The organism is Caballeronia zhejiangensis, assembly GCF_022879815.1.
Taxonomy (GTDB): domain Bacteria; phylum Pseudomonadota; class Gammaproteobacteria; order Burkholderiales; family Burkholderiaceae; genus Caballeronia; species Caballeronia zhejiangensis.
The window spans coordinates 760,983-782,638 of record NZ_CP084284.1; the positions used below are offsets into that span (position 1 = coordinate 760,983).

A 21,656-nucleotide genomic window follows, 5' to 3' on the forward strand; every position below is an offset into this window, starting at 1 on the left:
CTCCTAGTAATGTTCCGGGACGGCGTTCACGCCGTTCTCCTGCAATTCCTTGACGAGCTTCATGCGGATACGCGCGACATCGGTGAGCGCGGGTCTGCGATGCGCCGCAATTTCTTCCGCCGTATAAGGCTTGAACGATGCGGGCCGCGATTGCTCGTTCATCGTCGCGAGCAACCAGTTCAAGACGTTCGCGAGCTCTGCGTCGTTCAATGCGGAATTGGCAGCGCCCGGTACTCGCATCACAAACTGACGGCCGTCGGGAAGCGAGACGAAATGACCGAGCGAGTTGCGCAATGCGGGCACCTTGCCGGGAATGCCCGAGCCGTCGGCGGTGTGGCATCCCATGCAATTGAGCACCCAGTCCTGTCGCGCACGCGCCGCGTCGTACGCCTGCGTCTGCGATGCCGCCGTCGTCGACAGCGCGGCCAGCGTCGCAGCGACGAGCATCGCGCGCGGCTTCATAGCCCCAGGCCCTTCACGACTGCTTCGCGACGCTGGTGCACGGCGGTCTGATCGAGCGGGCCCGCGCGCCATGCCTTGACTTCGGCGACGTCGAAAGGCTTCGCTGAACCATGCTGCGCGTTCAGATCGAACACGACGTAGTTCAACACATCCGCGATCTCTTCATCGGAGAGCGATGCGAAGCTCGGCATCTTGAAGTTATAGCTTTTCTCCTTGACCTTGATCGGGCCGAACATGCCATAGAGCACGGTGTGCCCTAATTGCGCGCGGCCATCGGCAGAGCCCGCATATTTGCCGGGATATTCGACGAGCGGCGGCGCAAGTCCGTCCATGCCTTTTCCGCCTGCCTGATGACAGACCGCGCATTTGCCATCGAAGGTCGATTTGCCGCCCGGGTAATGCACTGTCTGTGCAAAAGCGCCCGAAGCAAAGCTCATTGCGCCGGCGAGCAACGCCGCCATCAAAACAGTTGCAGTCTTCATTGCGTTGCCGCTCCCAACAGGACCGATACCGAGCAGTGGTAATTCGAATTGCCGTTCGCCATGCACCAGTTGATATCGTTATTGAGCGATAGCTTGTAAAGCGGCTTTTCGCGTTCATTGCGATTGCAGAAGCAGCGTCCGCAGCTCGTCTTGCCGCAGCAGTCGTTGTACGACACGATGTAATCCGAGCCGTCGTGCGGATTGCGGCAGGTACCGATCCACGTGATCGGCGAAGGCGTCGTGCCCGGCGGGCAACTGCTCGACGTGCCGCCACAGCAGCTGCAAAGCCAGCCGTCGATCGCGCAATACTTCCAGTAGTCGCAACTCGTCGGATCATCGCTCGCCGATGAACCCGGCTTCTTCGGCTCCGTTGCATAGGCGGTGCGATCGACCGGCAACAGCGGCACCATTGCCGATCCGACCAGCACTTTCCCGAGCTTCGCCATCGCGCTGCGCCGCGAACTGCGTTGCGCGACGCCGCGTGCCTTATGTTCGAAGAATGAATCCAGCCATTTCATGGACGCTCACCTGTAGGAATGGAAAAGTTATCGGCGTCTTCAGGCGTGCTGCCCGACTTGCGCTTCGTGGTCGTGATGGCCGTGATGCGCGTGGTCATCGTGCTTGCCGTGCACGAATTCCTGCAGCGACGCGACACCGAGTTCCTTCGCTTCGAACAGGCTTTCCAGATGTTCACGCGTGTTCACGAGACCTTTCGCGCGGACCTTGCCTTCGTCATCGAGCAGCACGGCATAGGGCAGCTTGCCGATCTGATAAGAAAGGCCGAGTTCCTGCGACAGCACATACGGATATTGCGAAAGACCGGACTTGCGATAGAACGCGGCGTGCTCTTCGAATTCGCCATCGCTGGCGAGCACGATGTCGACCGAACCTTCGCGCGCCTGGATCGACGGAAGCAAAGGCAGCAGCTTCTTGCACACGGGGCACGTCGGCGAAAGGAAGAAGACGAGCGTGTTGCGCTTCGAGTTCGACAGGCCGCCGACCTTCACTGCGCGGCCGGCGATATCGCCGAGTTCGAACACCGGTGCGATCGCGCCGACGGCCGGTCCCTTGTCGATCATGAGCGCGCCCGCGGGCATCATGCGTTCATAGAGAATGCCGACTTGGCGAACAAGTGCGAGACAGATCGCGCCGAGCGCGAGCAAAGCGGCCCACGACAGTGCGGCCGAAATTATCAGGGCGGTTTGCATCATGAATTCCTCAGAGAATCGAGCTTGGGAAGATTGACCAGCAGCACGTCGAGCGTGAACCACGCGGCGACGGCGAAAAGCGTGCAGGCGCCTGCGCTCAGATAGTCGAACCACATCAGCGCGCGGCTCGTAGCGGGAATGAGTGCGGCGGCCGCGAGCGCGGCGAGCATCAGAGCACGCGCGACGTGCCACCATCCGATCGACTTAGGCGTGCGCGTCGATGAGCTTGCTGCGACGAAGCCCGAGCAGCCACAATCGATGTCGGTATGACCGCGCAGCACGTTGATCGCGAGCGCCGCGCCGAAGAGCACGAAAAGCGCGGCCAGCACGATGGCGCTGACCATGCGGGTATCGGCGAACAAGACGCCGATCGCGCCAGCCGCTTCGAGTGCAGGCAACGCGAACGACAACGGCGTCACTGCGAACGACGGCAGCAAGGCGAACGCTTCGAGCGAAGCGCGAAAGCGTGATGGTTCGCGCCACTTCGGCGCCGTGCCCGCAAGTGCGATGATCGTCGCGCTTGCGATGCACACCATGAGAATGACGGGATCGATCATCGCGTCACCTCAAGGGTTGAGCAGCAACGTCGACGTCGTGCCGAGTTGCTTTTCGACATGCTGGCGCTTGCCGGTCGTCGCGTCCATCACGACGAGATCGGATGTCGGCGTGAGGCCGTAGAAGAGCGGCTTGTCATCGGTGCTGACCTGAATCGCGAGCAGCGGATCGATCTTCTGCTTCGCGAGATCCCAGCGTGCTACGCGCTTCTTGCTCTGCGTGTCGTAGACCCAGATCTCCGTGCCCGGCTCTTTATGCGAACCGTCCGCGCCCTTGTGCATGGCCACGTAAAGACGATGTGTGCCCACATTCAGCGCGGTCTGCTGCAAGCCTCCCGGACGCCAGCCTGCCTTGCGTTCCTGATCGTTCAGCAAGGACCACGACGTTCCGAACACCGGTGCATCGCCGGAGAAATCGGCGGTACGCACGTTGCCGTTGAACGTGGTGAAGAGATACTGGTTGCCGTCGCGCACCGCGTTGATGAAGGCCGGGTCTTTATCGACGTCGATGAACGCGTCGGAGACCTTGCGGCTCGCTTCCTTGCCGCTTGCATCGAGCTTGATGGTGAGCGCCTTGCCGCTCTCGCACAGTGCCGAGAAGCGGTCATTGCCGCTCGGATACGCGAGCACGCAAGCATCGGTGTCGATCTCTCCGAGAACCTTCTTCGCGGCCGTATCGATGACCGTGACCGATGTCGACGGCGTAATGTTCGACACGTAAAGTCGGCTACCGTCTTCCGAGAGGATCGTGCTGTAAGGCGTCGGCACGGTCTGACCGTGCTTGGCCGGGATCACGATTTCATCGGTCACCTCGAGCGTCGTGTTATCGATGATCTCGACTACATCGGTGCGTACGCCATGGCTGCCGCGCGCGAAATACGTCGTCGCGACATAGCTCGTCTTGTGGTCGGGGGAGATCGTGAAGCCCGGAGCGAAGCCTGCATCGATCTCGCCGAGGAAGCGCTTCGTGTCGCCGTCGAAGACATGAACGCGCGCATCGGTCATGCTCGCAAACGACACATCCGTCACGAACACGCGATGCGGGCTATAGGGCGGGACCTTCGCAACCGTCAGTTCTTCCGGCTTTTCGGCCGCGCCCGCGTGCGGCTGACACGCAAGCAGTCCATACAGTAAGGCCCCCATGGCGGTGGCTAGCCGTCTCATCTCCATCTGTGCGTCTCCTTGTTTATCGTCGAAACGACTCTAAAGACGACAATAAAAAGAAGCACTTCGGAACCGGCAGCGCGTGCGTGCCGAAATGGAGCATTCGAAAGGGAGCCGACAGAGATGAGGCTTTTCGCGCAGATTTTCGAAGCACGAATGCCGATATCAAGCCGCGACAATGCGGCCTGTTATCGGCAACCAGGAATGCGTGAAGCGCTGTTCAGCGGGCGCGCGGCGTTTGAGAGGGAAGTTCGCCGAACAGGCTTTTGTAATCGCTCGCGAAGTGGCCGAGGTTGGAAAATCCCCAGCGCATTGCAGCCTCGCGAACCGGTACTTCGCTTTGCGATGTCGTCGTAAGAAGCCGTCTCACCTGAGCAAGGCGCACGGCTCGCAGATAACTTACAGGGTTCATCTGCGTGACGGATTGAAAGCTGTTTTGAATGGTGCGGCGGCTCACGCGCAGTTTTTCGCATAAATCCAGCACCGATATCGGCTGCTCCGGACGCGCAAGCACGAGATCGTGTGCGCGCCGCACGACGTCGGCGCGGCACGCATAAGTGAGCCGGTCCTCGCGCGTCGGTACATGAAACGTCAGGAGGTCGAGGATGCTTTCCGTGACCGTATGTGTGAAGCGATGCGCGCCATCATCGGACAAAATCGGATTCCGGTCCGCCAGCACGGTCTCGACCGCCGCGATGATGCGCTTACCCGCACGCGCGCCGGCCGCGCCGGGAATGCTCAGCACATGACGGCTGAGGATTTCGTCCTGCACATCGACGCCCGCCGCGTCCGCCGCTGAAGCAAGCAATTGCGCATCGATGGCGACGCCAAGCATCGACATATCGGGCGGCGAATGCAGAAGAAATTCCTTGTCGCCGGGCGCGACGACGAGCGCGTTTTCGTCGACCCGCACGCCCTGAAACGAGAACGGCGCGCCACCGCCGAGCACGAGTCCGAACGTGACGAATCCGGCCGGCAATTGCCCGCGCTGAACGATACGCACGTTCGCAGATTCCTGAAAGACCTGAACGCCCGCTAATGAAACCTGCTTCACCGTGCTGCGGAATGCGCCCTCGCCCACCTGGTCATAGCGCTGCTCCCACCCCGCCAGCGCATGCGCGTGATGGTCGGCGTCCTCGAAGGTTTCGTAGTTGGCGTACATGCCCTCCTCCTGCTGCTTGCGTCGCCTCGACGCGACTGCTTATAGGTTTTCAATTTTTTTGCGTCAAGCTTTTCGATTCTTCTCCTCTAGTGCCTGTTGCGCAATCCTAGGAATGCACGATTGAAAAACACATGCGCTCATGCGTAGGCGATCACGCGCTATCGCGAAGTTCAGTAATTACTTTTACAACTAGTTCGCAAGGATTGCACCCTGATAGTGCGCCCAAGAAGGTTCGCAGATCAGAAGTCTGCGTTTTGACCTCGCGACACGGCAAATCAGTCAAAAGCGCATCTATCGATAAATGCCGCCGATGTCGATTCAAATTTGCCTCACTGATGATCGCATCCCTTTTCGGCGAATTTGACGCCGATATCCTCCGCATCGACACTGCCTCACACCCGAACCTCACCTCCCAACCACCATGAAGCCCAAAAGCAAGCGCTATACATACGAGTGGTATGTCGTCGTGATCTGCATGCTGGCTTATGTGTTCTCGTTCATCGACCGGCAGGTGCTCGCGCTTATGATCGAGCCGATCAAGCGCGATCTGCATCTCAGCGATACGCAGTTCAGTCTCTTGCACGGCTTCGCGTTCTCGCTTTTCTACGCGGTGATGGGCATGCCGATCGCGTACCTCGCGGACCGTTTCGCACGTCCTCGCATCATCGCTGCGGGCATTGCGCTGTGGAGCGTCGCGACCGCGGCATGCGGCCTGAGTCAGAGCTTCGTTCACATGTTCGTCTCGCGCATGAGTGTCGGCGTGGGTGAAGCCGCCCTATCGCCGGGAACCTATTCGATGCTCGCGGATTTTTTTCCCAAGGAAAAGATGGGCCGTGCAATCGGCATCTATTCGCTCGGCTCGTTCATCGGCGGCGGCATTGCATTTCTTGTCGGCGGTTATGTGATTGCATTGCTCAAGCACGCGAGCGTGTTCGCCTTGCCGCTGGTCGGCGAACTACGCGCATGGCAATTGACGTTCTTCATCGTCGGATTGCCGGGTCTTCTCGTCGCCTTCGTCTTCATGCTGACGGTACGCGATCCCGCGCGCAAAGGACTTGCGCAGGACGGGTCAGGCAAGGTCAAGCGAGTCGCGATGGGCGATGCGCTGCGTTTCATCGCCAATCATCACAAGACCTTTTTCTGCCACTACGTCGGCTTCTCGTTCTATGCGATGGGCCTGTACTGTCTGATGAGCTGGACACCTGCGTTCTATATGCGCCGTTTCGCTCTCTCGCCGGTCGAAGCGGGTTATATGCTCGGCATCGTGATGCTCGTCGCCAATACGACGGGCGTATTCTGCGGCGGCTGGCTCAGCGACTGGCTGCTGCGTCGCGGACACACCGATGCGCCGATGCGCGCAGCGTGGATCGGCGCGGCATGCATGCTCGCTCCTGCGATCGCGTTCACTCAGACGACGAGCCTCGCCGCATCGCTCGCATGGCTCGTCGTGGCGATGTTCTTCGCGTCGTTCCCGTTGCCGACTTCCGCCGCCGCCATGCAGGCACTTGCGCCGAACCAGATGCGCGCACAGATATCCGCGATGTTCCTGCTGGTATCGAATCTCATCGGACTGGGTCTCGGCACGACGCTCGTCGCGCTTATCACCGACAAGGTATTCGGATCGCCGCTCGCGGTTGGACACTCGATGGCCATCATCAATGCCGTGGCGATCGGGCTTGCTGCCGTGCTGCTTTTCGTCGGATGCAGCCAATACCGATCGAGTCTCGAACGCGAAACGCGTGAAGCGCGCGTGACGATCGATAGCCCGGGCCTGCATGAGAGCATGCCCAGCGGCGCAACGCCGACACCTCGATATGCCGAGCGCTTGTGATCCATGTTGCTCACTCAACGCGCAACGTCGTGTCAATCCGTATGGTGCAACAAGGGCAACGCGAAGCAGCATTCCAGTCCGCCGCCCGCCGCGCGTTGCGCCCAGATCCGTCCTTCGTGACGCGACACGATGTTCTTGCACAGCGACAGGCCGATGCCGTTGCCGCCCGCCTTCGACGACGAGAAGCCGTCGAACAGGCGTTCGAGCGCATCATCGGGCACGCCTGGTCCGTCGTCGATCACATGCAGTTCGGCTGTCTTTCCGTTCATCATCGCGGCAAGCGTGACGGTGCCGGCAGACGGTTTCATGCCGCTCATTGCTTCGACTGCGTTGAATGCCAGATTGAGGATCACCTGACCGATAAGCACGCGCTCGCAACGTATCGGCAACGGCTCGTGCGATGGCTCGATCCTGACCGTCACGCCTTCGTCTCGCGCGCGCAACTGGATGAAGTAAGCGACATCCGCGAGCACGTCGCGAAGATCGGTCTGAGCTTCGGCAGGCTCCCGCTTCACGATGAACTCGCGCACGCTCTTGATGATATGCGCCGCGTGCTCTGCTTGCCGGTCCGCTGCACGCAGGCCCCAGATCGCGCTGTCGATGGAATCTGGCTGCGCGAGCCGCTGAATCGCGCCTTCGATGAAGTTGCGCACGGCAGCGAGCGGCTGGCTCAACTCGTGTGCGATCGCGGTCGCCATTTCGCCCATAGCGTTATAACGTCCCGCGTATTCGAGCATCCGCGCTTCGCTTCGCCGGGCTTCCTCGATCGCCACTTCATCGCTGATGTCGCGGAAATGAACCAGTGTGCCGTCTTCGATATCGATGCGCCTGCACGTTATGCGCAGCCATCGTTTCGCGCCGTCACGACGCGTGATCGCATAGCGTTGCGCGGGCGTCGAATGTTGGCGCGTCGCACTGCGCAACTGGGTGACGAGCCGGTCGCGATCGGCTCTCGTGCAATAGTCGAGCGCGACGCCGAGCGGCGCATCGTTCGCGACACCGAGCACGCGTCGTCCCGATTCGCTGATGAAACTCACCTTGCCGCGCGGCGTCAGCACTGCAACGCCCTCACCCAGATCCTGCATGTATTCGCGCAAGCGTGTTTCATAACGGCGCAATTTCTGCCGCATTGCATCTTCGGCGCTGATGTCGCGAAACTGCACCATCACAACTTCGCGTCCCGTGAGCGGTACGTATGTCGCGATTGCCTCGGACAGCATGTCGACGCCCGCGCGCGAGCGATAACACCACTCATAACTTTGCGGACCTTCCGTGATGGAGCGATCCATCGCATTCACGGCAATTTCGCGACGATACCTGATGTCGTCGCGCGTCATATCGTGCGCCTTGAGCGGAAGCAATTCTTCCACCGAAAAACCCAGCGCGATGCATGCTGCGCGATTGGCCCACACGATGGCCTTCGTTTCGGCCTCGTGTAGCAGCACGCATTGCGTCAGCGCATCGAGCAGGCGGTGGAAATCGTCTTCGGTGGGGAAGTTCATGTCGTGGCGCATGGGATACATGGTTGCAACGCTAACCATAGCATCGGCGCGTCCCGCACGTCCCTAAAGATTTCTTTAGCCGGACGGGAGGCTTCACCGAATCGCACGCTCGCCTTCCCAATTGTTTCAGCCTTTTTGCATTCCTAGACTGGCATTACTGCGTGTGGCTCGAAAGCACTTCAACCCAATCTCATGCGCCATACGAACGAAAAGGAGATGTCCCCATGTCAGCATCCGCGATTGCAGCCGCCCTTCGCGACGATCTGTCCAGTCAACCCGACGCGATAGCGCTCGACGATGTGATTGCCGAAATCGCCCGGCGTCGCGATGAATTCGACCGCGTGTCGCACGTACCGCGCGATGTCATCGACAAACTCAAGCGCGCAGGTATCTATCGTGCGGCCACGCCAAAACGATTCGGCGGTGACGCGCGCGCGCCGGGAGAATTTCTGCAGATGATCGAGCGCATCGCTGTCGCTGACGGCTCCGCCGCATGGGTCGCGAGTTTTGGATCAGCGAATCTCTATCTCGCCGCGTTGCCGCTTGCGACGCAAGCTGCAATCTACGCCGACGGTCCCGACCAGGTGTTTGCGGGCGGCCTCTTCCCCGTTCAGAACGCACAGCCAGCATCGGGCGGCTATCGCGTGAGCGGCACATGGAAGTTCGCGAGCGGCTGCAAGGGCTCGGACTGGCTCGGCGTCGGCATCGGCACCAGCAAGCCGGGTGAAGCACCAGGCAAGCCGCGTACGGCCGTGTTTCGCCCCGCGCAAGTCGAGATCGTCGAGAACTGGAACGTCGTCGGCATGCAGGGCACCGGGAGTCACGATTTGCGCGTGACGGATCAGTTCGTTGCTGAAGACTGGACGTTCGTTCGAGGTGGCCCATCAACGGTCGATGAACCGCTCTATCGCTATCCGACCATCGCTTATGCGGCGCAAGTGCTCGCCGTCGTGAATCTCGGTCTGGCGCGCGCAGCGCTCGATGTCGCGAATCATATGGCCGGAGGCCGCAAGACAACGACAGGCGCGCCGCAACTCGCCGACCGCGCCTATTACCGGATCGAGCTTGCAAAAGCGGAAGCACAACTGCGCAGCGCACGGGCCTTCTTCTACGAATCGACCGACAGCGTATGGCAATCGATTCTCGCGGGCAATGAAGTTATGCCGGAACAAGTGAGCCTGCTACGCCTCTGCGCAACGCAGATTGCGCGTGAGGGCGCCGATGTCGTGAATCGCGCCTATCGACTAGGCGGCACGATGGCGATCTATCGCACGCATCCATTGCAACGCCTGATGCGCGACGCGATGGTCGTCACGCAACACGCATTTCTCGGCGAAGGGAACTACGACGGCGCGGGTGCCGTGTTCGTCGGTGTGCCGCCCATTCCCGGCTATCTTTGATCCCCATTCATCGCATAACGCATAACATCAGGAGTAACGCTTCATGACCGATAACCGAAACCTGCCTTTGCGCGTGCTCTTTTGCTGCGGCGTAACGCAGAACTTTTTTGATTTGCCGCGCGAGAAGGTCGGCGAAGTATGGCAAGCCTACGGCAAGATGCTCGCTGCTGTCGAAGCGATGGAGAACGTGCGCGTGCTGGGCGTGATGGACGACGATCGTCTCGTCGTCGGCCAATCCGATGGCGCGCCGTGGACCTTCTACATCATGGCCGACGTAGCAGACTTCGATACGGCCGCCGCGGTATGCAATCTCTATCGCACGACGCCCGTCGGCGAATACAACCTGTGGCGTTATGGAAAGATCGAGGCGCGTGTCGGACGTGCATTGTCGGTACCGTGATGCAATGCTCTGCGCCGTCGCCGCATACATTGCGGCCGCTCTCGCCCATTAGAAAAGGAACTCGAATATGTCCAAGAGAATCGCGCTCATCACGGGTGCCGCGCGCGGCCTCGGTGCCGTGGTCGCGCGCCGCTTTCATGCCGCAGGCTATAGGGTTGCGCTGGCCGATATCGCAATTGAAGCAACGCAAGCGCTCGCATGCGAGCTGAGTGCGGACCAGAGCAGCGCATTCGCCATCAGGCTGGATGTGACGTCGAAGACGGACTTCGAACACGCACGCGATGCCGTGCATGAACGCTGGGGCCGAATCGATGCGCTCGTCAACAACGCGGGTGCATCGAAAGTCGTGCCCGTGATGGAGATTACCGCAGAGCAGTTCGATCAGGTCATCGATATCAATCTGCGCAGCGTGCTCTTCGGCTGTCAGGTATTCGGCCTCTATTTCGCGGATCGCGGCGCGGGTCGCATCGTCAATATCGCATCGCTGGCGGGACAGAACGGCGGTTCGGCGACCGGCGCGCATTACGCGGCCGCCAAAGGCGGTGCGATTACATTGACCAAGGTTTTTGCGCGCGATCTGGCCGCGCGCGGCGTGACCGTCAATGCGATCTCACCTGGTCCGCTTGACCTTCCGATCGTGCATGAGAGCCTGCCTGCCGACAAACTCGACAAGGTTATCGCCGGCATTCCCGTGGGACGTCTCGGCTCGGCCGATTACATCGCCGACGTGGCCGTGCTGCTCGCATCACCGGATGCGTATTTCGCCAACGGTGCATGCTGGGACGTGAACGGCGGCCTTTACATGCGTTAGCGAGTTCGAATCATGCGCGCTCGTCGCCGGATGGGCTCCATACTTCGAGCACATCGCGCACGAGCGCCGCGATGGACGCAGCTCCGAGCTTGTCCTTGATGCTCGCGCGATGCACGTCGACGGTCTTGACGCTGATCTGCAGATCGGCGGCGATGCGCTTGCTCGCTTTGCCCTCGATCACGCCGCGCAAGACCTCCTTCTCGCGCCCGGTCAGCGAGTCGACGCGCTCGCGCAACTCGCGTTGCCGCTGGTCTTTCGCGTGACGCTGCATCGCGAGCTTCATCGCGCGCTGCACGCGATCGAGCATTTGCTGGGAGTTATAGGGCTTCTCGACGAAATCGATCGCGCCATGCTGAAGCGCGCGAACGGACATCGGAATGTCGCCGTGACCGCTCACGAAGATGATCGGCAAAGTCGCACCGCGGCGGTTGAGTTCGGCTTGCACGTCGAATCCGCTCGCCTCCGGCATCCGTACATCGAGCACGAGACAAGCGGGACGACTCACATCGAATGCGCGCAGAAAATCGGCGGCATTGGCGAACCCTTCCGACTTCACGCCGACTGAATCGAGCAGCCATGCAAGCGAGGTACGCATGCCGTTGTCGTCATCGACGATATAGACCATGGGAGCGGAAGAATTCATTGCGATTGCTCTTTCGATGCGCGCATCAGGGACCAGGCGCGCCGGAGGATTCGGCTGTCTCATCGCAGGGTCTGTTTTTTGATGCGCCAATGATAACCAGCCGAAATTCGCCGCGAAAGTCCTTTCTTTACCTCGATGACGCGAGATAGGTAAAAGCTTTAGTGCGTTCGGTAACTACGCCGGGCGAGCGGGCGGGACGTGCCGATTTTATTTGTGCGGTTCAGCGCGTACGCTTGATTGACCATTTGCTATACACAACCTGAACATGAAACGAACAGGAGACGCTCCCATGTCCGCGCTGCCCCGTCCCGACCTTTCCGATATCGATCAGGTGCGCAAGCTGTTCCGCCAGGCCATGGCTCATCTGGGCGCAGCAGTGAATGTCATCACGACGACAGGCACGCATGGCCGTTGCGGCATTACCGCGAGCGCGGTGTGCTCGGTCACGGATGCGCCGCCTACGCTGCTCGTCTGCATCAACAGGTCGAGCGCCATGCATGCCGCATTCGTGAACAATCGCAATGTGTGCGTGAACGTGTTGCCGGGTCATCTCGAACAGATCGCGCGACACTTCGCCGGTCTCACGCAATTGTCGATGGACGAGCGCTTTTCGTTACCGGTGTGGGACGAAGGCGCGAACGGCGTGCCGGTGTTGCGCGATGCGCTCGCCAGCCTGCAAGGCACGATCGTCGAGGCGAAGGAAGTAGGATCGCACTCGGTGATGTTCGTGCAAACCACCGCGATCCGCGTGCGCGACGACGGCGATAGCCTGATTTATTTCGATCGAAACTTTCATCGCGTGCCGCGTGCATGTGATGCGCGGTAGTGCGTGCGCGAGCCTGATTCGTTTTCAGGCTCGCGCACACTGATCAATTCAACGCCGAAAGACGCGTATTCAGCCGCGCACGCGTGATCGCTGCGATTTGCGCGAGCGCCTCATCGAGTTCCTGCTGCGTGCTGCGTCCAATGCGACGTTCGAGCGCGCTGAAGATGCCTTCGCGCGTGTAGTGCCGCACGCAGATGATGAATGGAAAGCCATGCCGCTCGAGATAAGCTCTGTTGAGACGATCGAGCGACGCTTCCTGTTCCATCGACATGGCATCGAGCCCGGCGCTCTTTTGTTCGGCATCGGAATCGGCCGTCATCGTTCCCGAGCGAATGTTTGCGCCCGATAACAACGGATGCAGGTTCAGAAATGCGCGCTGGCTTTTATCGTCCAGATTGCGGATGACATCCATCATCGCGTCATGCAAGGCATTGGCGGATGCGAACGGCCGCACGCTCCACGCGCCCTCCGCCGCTTGCGGAAAATGCTCGAACACGCTTGCGAATGCACCAATGAATGCCGCGCGGTCCAGCGAATTGACCGGCTCCAGGTTGATCGACTGTGACATGCTCGCGTCTCCTATGGCGTGTCGATGGCAATTCGTGCCGAGTATAGGAACCGCGCGAGCGAGCGGCGAGACAGCCGATCCTATTGACCGCATAACAGAACACGATAGCGCTATGCGCGATGCATGTCGCGCAGCGCGCGCAATTCCTGAGCGGCCGCCGTCAGCATGCCGCGCAGCCAGACGTGCGATGCCGAGCGATGCCGCGACGGATGCCACAACTGATAAAAGCGCATGAATGGAAACTCAATCGGGGCGTCGAGCACAACGAGCGGAAGATGCTGCGCGTGATAATTCGCGAAATGCCTGCCGGTCGTGAGAATAAGATCGGTGCCCGGAATCAGGCTCGGCGCGAGATTGAAGTACGGGCAGCTCACGCGGTTATCGCGATGCACGCGCATGGTGCTGAGTCCCGTATCGACGACGCCGCGCTGATCGCGCGAATATGGCGTGGGCACGATATGCGATGCACTCAGATAGTCCTGGGCATCGAACTTGCCTGATTGCGCATAGACGCTATCGCGCGCGACCACGCACACGACATCGTCCTCCAGCAATACCGACAAATGAAGATGCTCGGGCGGATTGGGCCAGTTGCCGATCACGATATCGGGCGAGCCTTCGGAAAGCCCCTGTTCGTAATTGAATGAAGCCGAAAGCGGTACCGCAATGAGGCGCGCGCGTGGTGCAGCGTGCCTGAATTCGCGCACGACATGCGCAAAAAACGGGGGCGCCAGGTAATCGGGCATTCCGACGGTAAAGCTTTGCTCGGTTGTCGCGGGATCGAAATGATCGTCGGATACGAGCAGGTTATCGAGCGCACTCAATGCGGCCTGTGCGCTCTGCGCGAGCTGAATCGCGCGTTCGGTCGGCACCATCGCGTTCTTTTCGCGCGTAAGCAGCGGATCGTTGAAGATGGCGCGCAGACGCTTGAGCGCCGAGCTGATGGCCGGCTGCGACTGGTTCATACGAATGGCCGTGCGTGACACGCTGCGTTCCCCGATCAGCGTGCACAGCACGCGCAGCAGATAGGTATCGAATGGATCGTCGGTGCGATTCATGATGATTTCGGTGTCTCTATTGTTCGCGTGGCTGCGCCGCTATTTTGCCAGCCGGCACTGCGGGAACCGCTTCATGCGAGGCGCGCTAGGGTAATCCATAAGGCGTGAAAAGTGCGGCGAAAAACCGTGCAAAGCCCTATCGCACAAGGCTTTCGAACCCATATACATGTTGCTATGGGGCCTATTGGCTCGTCCCCCGTTCCCGATTTTTTGGCCGTTTCTATACTTGCTTCCAACCGAGCGCACGGCCGTGTCCGCGCGACGCAAACCGACTGGAAAGGAGAAACCATGTCGCTCATCAAACAGGAGATGCCGGTTTTCGCGAGCGCGGTCGAAAGCGCCGAAGCAAGCGTCTATCGCAAGGTTTCATGGCGCCTGCTGCCGTTCCTCGGCGTGCTGTGGGTGCTCGCTTGGCTGGATCGCGTCAACATCGGCTTCGCGAAGCTGCAGATGCTCGACTCGCTGCATTTCAGCGAAGCCGTATACGGTCTCGGCGCGGGCATCTTCTTCATCGGCTACTTTCTCTTCGAAGTGCCGTCGAACATGCTGCTGCAGAAGATCGGCGCGAAAAAGACCATCATGCGTATCACGATATGCTGGGGCGTCATCTGCATGTTGCAAACGCATGTCACCACGCCCACGCAGTTTTATGTCCTGCGCTTCCTGCTCGGCGCATTCGAAGCAGGGTTTTATCCGGGCGTCATTCTTTACCTCACTTACTGGTATCCGTCGCAGCGGCGTGCGCGCGCCTTCGGCACGTTCATGTCGGCTTCTGCGATCGCGGGCGTGCTCGGCGGTCCTCTCGCCGGCTGGATCATGACGTCGATGGGCGGCGTGCACGGCATGCACGGATGGCAGTGGCTCTTCATCATCGAAGGTATTCCGTCGGTGCTGGCCGGTGTGTTCGCGTACTTCTACATGACCGACAAGCCCGAGCAGGCGCGCTGGCTTTCCGATGATGAAAAGCGCGTCGTGCTCGATGCCCTGCAACGCGACAACGCAGCGATGGGCGAACGCGGTCACGACTGGCGCTCGCTCTTCAAGAACCGCAAGGTGTGGCTGCTGATCGCGATCTTCTTCTGCCTGCTGTGTGCGAACTCGACGCTCACTTTCTGGATTCCCACCGTCATCAAGGACGTTGGCATCAGCACGCCGATGGCGGTCGGCTGGATCGCGGCGGTCGCCTATTTGTGCGGTGCTGCGAGCATGATCATCAACGGCGCGCACTCGGATCGCAGCAATGAAGTGCGCTGGCACTTCAGCGGTGCGGCAATCGTCGGAGGCATATCGATGGCCGCGCTCGCGATGCTGATGGGTTTCGACAAGATCTCGCCGGTGATCGCGCTGCTTGCGATGACCGCATCGCTCATCGGCACGATGAGCGCGATTCCCGTTTTCTGGCAATTGCCCAACCGCTATCTCGCTGGCAGTGCGGCCGCAATCGGCGTGGCGCTCATCAATTCCGTCTCCAATCTCGCAGGCTTCGGCGCGCCCTATGTGATGGGACTCATCAAGAACGCGACGGGCAAGGTGACGACCGGCCTGTACCTCGTGGCCGTAATCGAAGTGCTGGCCGCGGTGCTCGTGATCGTCGGCATCCGCAAGCTCGGCAACAAACAAGAGGCCTGACATGCGCGACAAGAACACATCATCCCCTGCATTCGACGTGAGTCGCCGTCGCTTTGCTCTGCAATCTGTGGCACTTGGCGGCAGCATGCTGATCGCGAAGACGGCGCTGTCCGCCGATGCACCCGCGCCAAATCAGGCGACCGGCCCGGTGCAACAGGATGGCCTGAGCCCACGCCTCACGATGCACGGCCTGGACACATGGCATGGCACGCCCGCTTCGGGTATGCGCGTCGAGCTGTTTGCGATCGACGACGGGCGTTCGAAGTTCCTTCAGACGATCACGCTGGCTGCAAGCGGACGCAGCGAGCCTCCCCTCCTGATCGGCGATACCTATCGCGCGGGGACTTATGAGTTGTTGCTGCATGTGGACGAATACTTCGCCGCACGCAAGGCGGATCTTCCGCAGCCGATGTTTCTCTCGAAGATCCCGCTGCGCTTTCGCATCACGGACGTCAATCAGCGCATTCATTTGCCGGTGCTGTTCGGACCGTGGAGCTACAACTACTACCGCGGCAGTTGAGCCGGAAAGTACTCGAACGCGAGATCAGGAGAAAACATCATGGCCGCAGGCATTACCACGCACGTACTCGACGTCGCACTCGGCAAACCCGCCGCCGGGATGCAGATCGAATTGTTCGATATCGGCAGCGAGCCGCCCACGCTGCTCGCGCGCACGCGCACCAATCGCGACGGACGCACCGACTCGCCGATCCTGCCGGCGGCGCAAGCGCGAGCGGGGAATTTCGAGTTGCGCTTCTGGGTCGCCGATTACTTCAAGACGCCCGATGTATTCGCGGACGTCGTGCCGGTTCGCTTCACGCTCGCCGATGCGACGCAGCACTATCACGTCCCGCTGCTTTGTTCGCCTTGGAGTTTCGGCACCTATCGCGGAAGTTGAATCAGCGCTTACTGCAATTGACGATTGATGTTTCGCAACATGGAGACGCGCACGAACGGATAAGAAAATGTCTAAAGCAACTTCCATTTCTTATTCGAACCGGAGTGAAATCTGGATTTGCAATGTGCGTCTCACCACTTACCGTCCTGGAGCGATATTCTAGACTTTCCACTGCTACGCATTTACACGAATCTCCTCTAGCGCATTGCGGATGTGCATGGCATAGTGCGATCGACGATCTATTAGAGGTAACTCATGTCAACGCTAGAAAGTATTCAGGCGCGTATCGAAGCACTTCAAGCGAAAGCGGATGCGCTCGTTGCAAAACAATCCGAGAATGCGCTGCAAAAGATTCATCACCTGATGTCGAGCCATGGATTGACCATCTCGGACATCGAAAGCTATTCCGGTTCACGCAAGAAGGCGGGCAGTTCGGCTTCCGCGAAGAAGCCCGGCGCAGTCGCCTATCGGGATCCAAAGACCGGTGCGACCTGGAGCGGCCGCGGACGCGCGCCGGGCTGGATCGCCAATGCAAAGGACCGTAGCAAGTTTGCGGTTGGAGCAAGCGCGCAGGGAACCAAGGCTAAAGGAAAAACGCGCGCTGCTGTCAAGCGCAAAGCAAAGGGACAACCGCGCGGCCCTCAACCCGCGCTCTATCGCGATCCGGAAAGCGGCGCAACGTGGAGCGGTCGTGGCCGCGCACCCGCATGGCTCGCATCGGTTAAAGATCGGACGCCGTTTCTGATTGCCTGACACTGTATTCACACAAACGGCGGAGTTCGTGCACGACTCCGCCGTTTTCTTTGCGGTCCGGAGTTTCAATCTATACACGCGGATCGAAATCGAATTCGATCCTGATGCCGCCCGGTTCGTAAATCATCATGTGGCGCTTTGGACCGGCTCCTAGCAGTTCCGGCGCGAATTCCACTGCCACTCCCGGCCATGTCGACACGCGCTCGAGAATCGTCGCGAGTGCGGCTTCATCCGTTGCGCGCAATGCGAGATGATGAAGCCCGATATTCTTTCGCCGATCGAATGCTATAGGCGCCGATTCATCCTTCACCTGCCATAACGTAACCAGCAGCTTTCCGTCCGATACGAATACGGCGGGATACTCGGACCGCTCGCCGACGATCTGCCAGCCGAGACATTGAACGAAAAAGTCACGCGTTGCGTCGAGATTGCGCACAGTGAGACCTACGTGATCGATTCCAGATGTCAGCATCGCTTCCTCCGCGTGCATTCGAGCGTTCAGGAGAAAGGCCCCCGAACATTCGACATGCTTATGCCAGCGTCAATTTGACGTCGATATTATTGCGCGTTGCATTCGAATAAGGACAGACGATATGCGCCTTGTCTACAAGCGCCTGTGCCTCGCTGCGATCCATTCCCGGTAGCGAGATCTTCAATTCGACCTCGATGCCGAAACCGTTCGGGATTTGACCGATGCCCACGCTGCCATCCACCGCGACATCTTTCGGCAGCGTGATCTTGTCGCGAGCGGCGACGAATTTGATCGCGCCGATAAAGCACGCGCTATACCCTGCGGCGAAGAGTTGCTCGGGATTGGTGCCATCGCCACCACCGCCGCCGAGTTCTTTCGGGGTTGTCAGCTTGAGATCCAGATTGCTTTCGGGCACGGTCGCGCGGCCGTCGCGCCCGCCAGTGACATGAGCATGTGCACGGTATAGAACCTTTTCAATCGACATCGCCAGACTCCTGTGCGTTGTGTTGAGCGGATCTCGCGGCGCGCATGTGCCGGACGAAGTCCGCCGACATGAGTTCCCCACTGGACGCTGCCCGATATGGGCACGTTCCAATAGCGAAGGATACTCAAGTCACGGCGAGCTCGCCTGACGCATGACCGACGCGCCGAAGCAAGCTCGCTTCAATCACAAGACGACGGGTTCTCTGCCTGAAAAGACCGGATCTGCAACGGGCGATGTGTTTTCCTTCGCGATACGTTCGCACACCGCGACCACATGCGCCGAACCGGTCGTCATGAAGAGGGCGTGATCGAGGTCCGAAAAGATCGCCATTCGCACGGATGGATAGCGCGACAGTCGCGCGCCCTGCTTGCCGAAATGCGCGGCGATCAGATCCATGCCCGCATCGTACGCGCCATAGACGAGCGCTGTCTTTACGCCTTTGGCATCGAGCGCACGAATGATCGGTCCCGGTTCGGTCGCGAGCTCCGGCGCCGTGCTGCTCAGGCGGTCGAGCCTCAACACATCGACGATACGCGAACGCGCGCGCGTCGCCATATAGCCGAGCACGAAGCGCAATACGCGCATCAACTGCTTTTCGCCGCGCAGGATCGCTTTCCATTTCTGCGGATCGAGCATCGAGAATGCATAACCCGCCATGGAATTGCGCGTCGATTGACGCAAGCCGTCGGGCGCGACGTCCGCCGGTCTTTTAAACGTCGGCAGATTGACTGTGACGACACCGTTGATCGCATTCTCGGCGACCGCCGCCTTGAGCGCGTGATAAGCGCCCGAGCACACGCCGAATGCAAAGATCGACTTGTAGCCCTGCCGCGCGAGCCAGCGTGCGGCGGCCGCGGTGTCGTCAGTCGCGATCTGGTTATAGATTCGGCCGAACGCCGTATCCGATTGCACTGCGCCGGGCGCGGCCGGACTGTCGCCTCGGCCTCGCGCATCGAAACGCAATGATGCGATGCCGCGCCGCGCAAGCTCGCGTGCAATGCGAACGGATAGCCGGCTGTCGCCGACGCGCGCACTCGCCGATGTATTCGCAATGAGAAACACCGGACCTCGCGCGGCCCCCGTGCGCGGCTCGCACAAAATGCCGAAAAGCTTTTCGTCGCCGATGCGTACTGGGCGTTCGATAGCTTCGGGTGTGTCTATCTTTAGAGCGGACCAGTCAAAGGCATCGGCCGACGACGGCGCTTGCCTGTTTGATGAATCCTTGCCAGCGATCCATTCCACGACTTGGGCGAACGCTGCGCGCGGCAATGCGTTGAATGCAGTTTCCTGAAGAAAGCCAGTGAGATCTTCGAACGGACGCGCCTGTGCTTCCACGCCCTTTTCGATGAGCGCGTCGCACAATGGATCCGTGCCGCCCGCCTTCATATTCATGACCAACGCGCGACGCGCTGGTGCCGCCGCAGCGTCTCTTACGCTCGCGACGAGATCGATCGCCTGCAATGAGCCTTTGAATTCATCGCTATAAACCTGGCCGAGGACGTTGAGCCGCGCGTCGTCCTTTTGCATCTCACGCAAAGGCGGTGCAAGCAGTTCGAGCCATGTCTTGCGCACGATGCTCAACTCGCGCATATACACGCGGCCACTCGCAACGGGTGCGAGCAGTACGAGGTCATCGACCGGTTGACGCAATGCGGCCTCGAGCGCGAACGCGGCGCCCACGCGAAAGCCGCATAACGTGACGTGCTCTATGCCTGTCGATGTCTTCAGCCATTCGATGGCCGCGTCGACGTCGTCGACAGACGATTGGAATTGATCCGGTGCGAGATCGGCGCCCGCCGAGTCGCCCGTGCCTCGATAGTCGAAACGCAGCACCCATATGCCTCGCGCAGACAGCGCTTCGGCGAGATGCCGCATGCCGCTATATGTCCACACGTATTCGTGCCCATAGGTATTGCAGAGCACTACGCCGCGCGTGCCGCTTCCGGCGTGCAGCCATCCGAATCGGTTCCCGAATACAACCGGTCTCATATCGATCTCGTCCTCGTCTTTGGTGGCGCGCAAGGATCGATGACTCGTCGTCCCGTTCTTGCAATGCCTGGCCGTCAACGTCCCGCCGAATACGGGATCGCGAGGTATTGAGACGATTATATTAAGCGTCCTCTTCGTAACACGGGTTGCACCGGCGAATAGGTGCGAATGAGCTACCTATTGGCGCATAAGACATGGCTTGTGTGAGCTACCGCTCATTTCTTTATGCAAGGTTCGTCGGCATAACGTCAGATTGGCCGCAGACGAGTCCCCTCGCCTGCCTATATGACTTTTTGGAAGATCGATTCTCTATCAGAGATCCAATACGAGTACCTTGCTCGTCGCACGCGACACGCACGCGGTCAGATAGTCGGTCTTTTCTTCTTCGCTCATGATGCAGTCGTTGTGCTCGACGTCTCCTTCGAGATAACGCACCTTGCACGTACCGCACAAGCCCGCGCAGCATGATGTGTCGATGAACACGCCCGCTCTCGCCAGTGCATCGGCAATGCTCTCGTCCTTCGTCACTTCGATTTCCTGTCCTGTGCTCGCGATACGCACGATGAAGCTGTCGTTCGCATCGTTGGCGGCCTGCTCGCCAGCGTTGCGCTCAGGTGCCTTGAAGTGCTCGAAATGCACCGTTCCGGACGGCCAGTGCCGCGCCGCATCCGCGCATGCTTGCATGAAGCCGCCTGGACCGCAGTAATAGACGTGCTCGCCTTCGCCGGGCGCATTCAGCAAGTCCCCGATATCGAGGCCCGCCGATGGATCGCCGCCATCGAAATGAAAATGCAGACGCCCGCTTGCGCGCATGAGCTCGAATTCCTCGGCGAACGCTGCGCTGCCCGCATCTTTCGCGCAGTAATGCATTTCGTATTCGATACCGGCATCGTCGAGTTCATGCGCCATCGCCTTCAATGGTGTGATGCCTATCCCGCCCGCGATCAGCAACACGCGGCGCGCGCCGTCGACGAGATGAAAGTTATTGCGCGGCCGGCTTACACGCACGATGTCCTGCACGCGCAATTGCTCGTGAAGCGCCTTCGAACCGCCGCGCCCGCGTTCATCGCGCAATACGGCGATCACATAGCGATGCCGCTCGCGTGGCGCATTGCTGATCGAATACTGCCGCACGACGCCGCCCGCGAGATGAATGTCGATATGCGCGCCCGCCGTGAAAGGCGGCAACGGCGCACCGTCGGGATCGACGAGTTCGTATGAATTGATGCCTCGGCCTTCGAAGCGGACCTGACGCACGAGCAGATTCAAGGTCTGACTCTGCGCGTCGGTCGAGATGGATTGTGTTGACATGGTCGACTTCCTCGAATCGATGATCCCGCATCGCGAGAGCGCCGTGCGC

At 60.0% G+C, this 21,656-nt stretch carries 24 protein-coding genes; 9 read left to right on the forward strand and 15 right to left on the reverse strand.

Translation table 11 applies throughout. From position 1 onward, the window contains the following. Nucleotides 1-3: 3 nt before the first annotated feature. The 7 genes from LDZ23_RS18015 to LDZ23_RS18045 form a co-directional block, all read right to left on the reverse strand. Nucleotides 4-462, reverse strand: coding sequence for a c-type cytochrome (locus LDZ23_RS18015; RefSeq protein ID WP_008353340.1), 459 nt, complete (start codon nt 460-462; stop codon nt 4-6). Beyond that, nucleotides 459-944 (reverse strand): c-type cytochrome, encoded by a 486-nt coding sequence (locus LDZ23_RS18020; protein WP_033536142.1) that lies wholly within the window; start codon nt 942-944, stop codon nt 459-461. The genes LDZ23_RS18015 and LDZ23_RS18020 overlap by 4 nt, the downstream gene beginning before the upstream one ends. Continuing rightward, on the reverse strand, nt 941-1,462 hold the full coding sequence (locus LDZ23_RS18025; RefSeq protein WP_008353338.1) for a methylamine dehydrogenase light chain: 522 nt from the start codon (nt 1,460-1,462) through the stop codon (nt 941-943). Before LDZ23_RS18025 ends, LDZ23_RS18020 begins: the two co-directional genes overlap by 4 nt. Before the next feature lie 39 nt (nt 1,463-1,501). Next, nucleotides 1,502-2,155 (reverse strand): methylamine dehydrogenase accessory protein MauD, encoded by a 654-nt coding sequence (gene mauD, locus LDZ23_RS18030; protein ID WP_033536143.1) that lies wholly within the window; start codon nt 2,153-2,155, stop codon nt 1,502-1,504. Then, complete coding sequence (locus LDZ23_RS18035; protein ID WP_008353336.1) at nt 2,152-2,709, reverse strand: MauE/DoxX family redox-associated membrane protein; 558 nt, start codon at nt 2,707-2,709, stop codon at nt 2,152-2,154. The genes mauD and LDZ23_RS18035 overlap by 4 nt, the downstream gene beginning before the upstream one ends. A gap of 9 nt (nt 2,710-2,718) precedes the next feature. Continuing rightward, on the reverse strand, nt 2,719-3,849 hold the full coding sequence (locus LDZ23_RS18040; RefSeq protein WP_008353334.1) for an amine dehydrogenase large subunit: 1,131 nt from the start codon (nt 3,847-3,849) through the stop codon (nt 2,719-2,721). Between the two features lie 241 nt (nt 3,850-4,090). Beyond that, the gene (locus LDZ23_RS18045; protein ID WP_008353332.1) at nt 4,091-5,032 is read right to left on the reverse strand and encodes a helix-turn-helix domain-containing protein; all 942 of its coding nucleotides are present in this window, start codon (nt 5,030-5,032) and stop codon (nt 4,091-4,093) included. A gap of 421 nt (nt 5,033-5,453) precedes the next feature. Between LDZ23_RS18045 and LDZ23_RS18050 the strand changes: the two genes are divergently transcribed. Next, nucleotides 5,454-6,863: a spinster family MFS transporter gene (locus tag LDZ23_RS18050; RefSeq protein ID WP_008353330.1), complete on the forward strand. Its 1,410-nt coding sequence runs from the start codon at nt 5,454-5,456 to the stop codon at nt 6,861-6,863. Between the two features lie 32 nt (nt 6,864-6,895). Here the strand turns inward: LDZ23_RS18050 and LDZ23_RS18055 are convergent, their stop codons facing one another. After that, nucleotides 6,896-8,365, reverse strand: coding sequence for a sensor histidine kinase (locus LDZ23_RS18055; protein WP_033536173.1), 1,470 nt, complete (start codon nt 8,363-8,365; stop codon nt 6,896-6,898). Nucleotides 8,366-8,589: 224 nt separating this feature from the next. Between LDZ23_RS18055 and LDZ23_RS18060 the strand changes: the two genes are divergently transcribed. The 3 genes from LDZ23_RS18060 to LDZ23_RS18070 all read left to right on the forward strand — a co-directional run bounded on the left by LDZ23_RS18060 (nt 8,590) and on the right by LDZ23_RS18070 (nt 10,976). After that, nucleotides 8,590-9,765, forward strand: coding sequence for an acyl-CoA dehydrogenase family protein (locus LDZ23_RS18060; RefSeq protein WP_008353326.1), 1,176 nt, complete (start codon nt 8,590-8,592; stop codon nt 9,763-9,765). 43 nt (nt 9,766-9,808) lie between these two features. Further along, a complete protein-coding gene (locus tag LDZ23_RS18065; protein WP_008353324.1) occupies nt 9,809-10,165 on the forward strand; it encodes a hypothetical protein in 357 nt (118 codons plus the stop codon). Nucleotides 10,166-10,232: 67 nt separating this feature from the next. Further along, the gene (locus LDZ23_RS18070; RefSeq protein WP_008353322.1) at nt 10,233-10,976 is read left to right on the forward strand and encodes an SDR family NAD(P)-dependent oxidoreductase; all 744 of its coding nucleotides are present in this window, start codon (nt 10,233-10,235) and stop codon (nt 10,974-10,976) included. 10 nt (nt 10,977-10,986) lie between these two features. Here LDZ23_RS18070 and LDZ23_RS18075 read toward each other — a convergent pair whose 3' ends face one another. Further along, nucleotides 10,987-11,619: a response regulator transcription factor gene (locus LDZ23_RS18075; protein ID WP_008353321.1), complete on the reverse strand. Its 633-nt coding sequence runs from the start codon at nt 11,617-11,619 to the stop codon at nt 10,987-10,989. Between the two features lie 289 nt (nt 11,620-11,908). Here LDZ23_RS18075 and hpaC point away from each other — a divergent pair, with 289 nt between their 5' ends. Beyond that, nucleotides 11,909-12,445: a 4-hydroxyphenylacetate 3-monooxygenase, reductase component gene (gene hpaC, locus LDZ23_RS18080; RefSeq protein WP_008353320.1), complete on the forward strand. Its 537-nt coding sequence runs from the start codon at nt 11,909-11,911 to the stop codon at nt 12,443-12,445. Between the two features lie 43 nt (nt 12,446-12,488). Here the strand turns inward: hpaC and uraD are convergent, their stop codons facing one another. Further along, complete coding sequence (gene uraD, locus LDZ23_RS18085) at nt 12,489-13,013, reverse strand: 2-oxo-4-hydroxy-4-carboxy-5-ureidoimidazoline decarboxylase (protein ID WP_008353319.1); 525 nt, start codon at nt 13,011-13,013, stop codon at nt 12,489-12,491. 110 nt (nt 13,014-13,123) lie between these two features. Further along, a complete protein-coding gene (locus LDZ23_RS18090; RefSeq protein ID WP_008353318.1) occupies nt 13,124-14,071 on the reverse strand; it encodes a LysR family transcriptional regulator in 948 nt (315 codons plus the stop codon). Between the two features lie 288 nt (nt 14,072-14,359). On the opposite strand from LDZ23_RS18090, the gene LDZ23_RS18095 reads away from it, so the two are divergent. The 4 genes from LDZ23_RS18095 to LDZ23_RS18110 all read left to right on the forward strand — a co-directional run bounded on the left by LDZ23_RS18095 (nt 14,360) and on the right by LDZ23_RS18110 (nt 17,351). Continuing rightward, the gene (locus LDZ23_RS18095) at nt 14,360-15,700 is read left to right on the forward strand and encodes an MFS transporter (RefSeq protein ID WP_008353317.1); all 1,341 of its coding nucleotides are present in this window, start codon (nt 14,360-14,362) and stop codon (nt 15,698-15,700) included. Nucleotide 15,701: 1 nt separating this feature from the next. After that, on the forward strand, nt 15,702-16,220 hold the full coding sequence (locus LDZ23_RS18100; RefSeq protein ID WP_008353316.1) for a hydroxyisourate hydrolase: 519 nt from the start codon (nt 15,702-15,704) through the stop codon (nt 16,218-16,220). A gap of 39 nt (nt 16,221-16,259) precedes the next feature. Beyond that, nucleotides 16,260-16,598, forward strand: a complete 339-nt coding sequence (uraH, locus tag LDZ23_RS18105) for a hydroxyisourate hydrolase (RefSeq protein ID WP_008353315.1) — start codon at nt 16,260-16,262, stop codon at nt 16,596-16,598. A 255-nt stretch (nt 16,599-16,853) separates the two neighbouring features. Further along, the gene (locus LDZ23_RS18110) at nt 16,854-17,351 is read left to right on the forward strand and encodes an H-NS family nucleoid-associated regulatory protein (protein WP_008353314.1); all 498 of its coding nucleotides are present in this window, start codon (nt 16,854-16,856) and stop codon (nt 17,349-17,351) included. A gap of 70 nt (nt 17,352-17,421) precedes the next feature. Here LDZ23_RS18110 and LDZ23_RS18115 read toward each other — a convergent pair whose 3' ends face one another. From LDZ23_RS18115 to LDZ23_RS18130, 4 genes are all read right to left on the reverse strand, one after another. Then, nucleotides 17,422-17,823 (reverse strand): VOC family protein, encoded by a 402-nt coding sequence (locus LDZ23_RS18115; protein WP_033536174.1) that lies wholly within the window; start codon nt 17,821-17,823, stop codon nt 17,422-17,424. Nucleotides 17,824-17,881: 58 nt separating this feature from the next. Next, on the reverse strand, nt 17,882-18,307 hold the full coding sequence (locus tag LDZ23_RS18120; RefSeq protein ID WP_008353310.1) for an organic hydroperoxide resistance protein: 426 nt from the start codon (nt 18,305-18,307) through the stop codon (nt 17,882-17,884). Nucleotides 18,308-18,490: 183 nt separating this feature from the next. Next, a complete protein-coding gene (locus LDZ23_RS18125; protein WP_033536175.1) occupies nt 18,491-20,296 on the reverse strand; it encodes an alpha/beta fold hydrolase in 1,806 nt (601 codons plus the stop codon). Nucleotides 20,297-20,608: 312 nt separating this feature from the next. After that, nucleotides 20,609-21,607 (reverse strand): PDR/VanB family oxidoreductase, encoded by a 999-nt coding sequence (locus tag LDZ23_RS18130; RefSeq protein WP_034471765.1) that lies wholly within the window; start codon nt 21,605-21,607, stop codon nt 20,609-20,611. Between the last annotated feature and the right edge of the window lie 49 nt (nt 21,608-21,656).

Coding starts and splice junctions, on each gene's coding strand:
- LDZ23_RS18015 (WP_008353340.1), bottom strand. CDS start 462: ATGAAGCCGCGCGCGATGCTCGTCGCTGCGACGCTGGCCGCGCTGTCG.
- LDZ23_RS18020 (WP_033536142.1), bottom strand. CDS start 944: ATGAAGACTGCAACTGTTTTGATGGCGGCGTTGCTCGCCGGCGCAATG.
- LDZ23_RS18025 (WP_008353338.1), bottom strand. CDS start 1,462: ATGAAATGGCTGGATTCATTCTTCGAACATAAGGCACGCGGCGTCGCG.
- mauD (WP_033536143.1), bottom strand. CDS start 2,155: ATGATGCAAACCGCCCTGATAATTTCGGCCGCACTGTCGTGGGCCGCT.
- LDZ23_RS18035 (WP_008353336.1), bottom strand. CDS start 2,709: ATGATCGATCCCGTCATTCTCATGGTGTGCATCGCAAGCGCGACGATC.
- LDZ23_RS18040 (WP_008353334.1), bottom strand. CDS start 3,849: ATGGGGGCCTTACTGTATGGACTGCTTGCGTGTCAGCCGCACGCGGGC.
- LDZ23_RS18045 (WP_008353332.1), bottom strand. CDS start 5,032: ATGTACGCCAACTACGAAACCTTCGAGGACGCCGACCATCACGCGCAT.
- LDZ23_RS18050 (WP_008353330.1), top strand. CDS start 5,454: ATGAAGCCCAAAAGCAAGCGCTATACATACGAGTGGTATGTCGTCGTG.
- LDZ23_RS18055 (WP_033536173.1), bottom strand. CDS start 8,365: ATGAACTTCCCCACCGAAGACGATTTCCACCGCCTGCTCGATGCGCTG.
- LDZ23_RS18060 (WP_008353326.1), top strand. CDS start 8,590: ATGTCAGCATCCGCGATTGCAGCCGCCCTTCGCGACGATCTGTCCAGT.
- LDZ23_RS18065 (WP_008353324.1), top strand. CDS start 9,809: ATGACCGATAACCGAAACCTGCCTTTGCGCGTGCTCTTTTGCTGCGGC.
- LDZ23_RS18070 (WP_008353322.1), top strand. CDS start 10,233: ATGTCCAAGAGAATCGCGCTCATCACGGGTGCCGCGCGCGGCCTCGGT.
- LDZ23_RS18075 (WP_008353321.1), bottom strand. CDS start 11,619: ATGAATTCTTCCGCTCCCATGGTCTATATCGTCGATGACGACAACGGC.
- hpaC (WP_008353320.1), top strand. CDS start 11,909: ATGTCCGCGCTGCCCCGTCCCGACCTTTCCGATATCGATCAGGTGCGC.
- uraD (WP_008353319.1), bottom strand. CDS start 13,013: ATGTCACAGTCGATCAACCTGGAGCCGGTCAATTCGCTGGACCGCGCG.
- LDZ23_RS18090 (WP_008353318.1), bottom strand. CDS start 14,071: ATGAATCGCACCGACGATCCATTCGATACCTATCTGCTGCGCGTGCTG.
- LDZ23_RS18095 (WP_008353317.1), top strand. CDS start 14,360: ATGTCGCTCATCAAACAGGAGATGCCGGTTTTCGCGAGCGCGGTCGAA.
- LDZ23_RS18100 (WP_008353316.1), top strand. CDS start 15,702: ATGCGCGACAAGAACACATCATCCCCTGCATTCGACGTGAGTCGCCGT.
- uraH (WP_008353315.1), top strand. CDS start 16,260: ATGGCCGCAGGCATTACCACGCACGTACTCGACGTCGCACTCGGCAAA.
- LDZ23_RS18110 (WP_008353314.1), top strand. CDS start 16,854: ATGTCAACGCTAGAAAGTATTCAGGCGCGTATCGAAGCACTTCAAGCG.
- LDZ23_RS18115 (WP_033536174.1), bottom strand. CDS start 17,823: ATGCTGACATCTGGAATCGATCACGTAGGTCTCACTGTGCGCAATCTC.
- LDZ23_RS18120 (WP_008353310.1), bottom strand. CDS start 18,307: ATGTCGATTGAAAAGGTTCTATACCGTGCACATGCTCATGTCACTGGC.
- LDZ23_RS18125 (WP_033536175.1), bottom strand. CDS start 20,296: ATGAGACCGGTTGTATTCGGGAACCGATTCGGATGGCTGCACGCCGGA.
- LDZ23_RS18130 (WP_034471765.1), bottom strand. CDS start 21,607: ATGTCAACACAATCCATCTCGACCGACGCGCAGAGTCAGACCTTGAAT.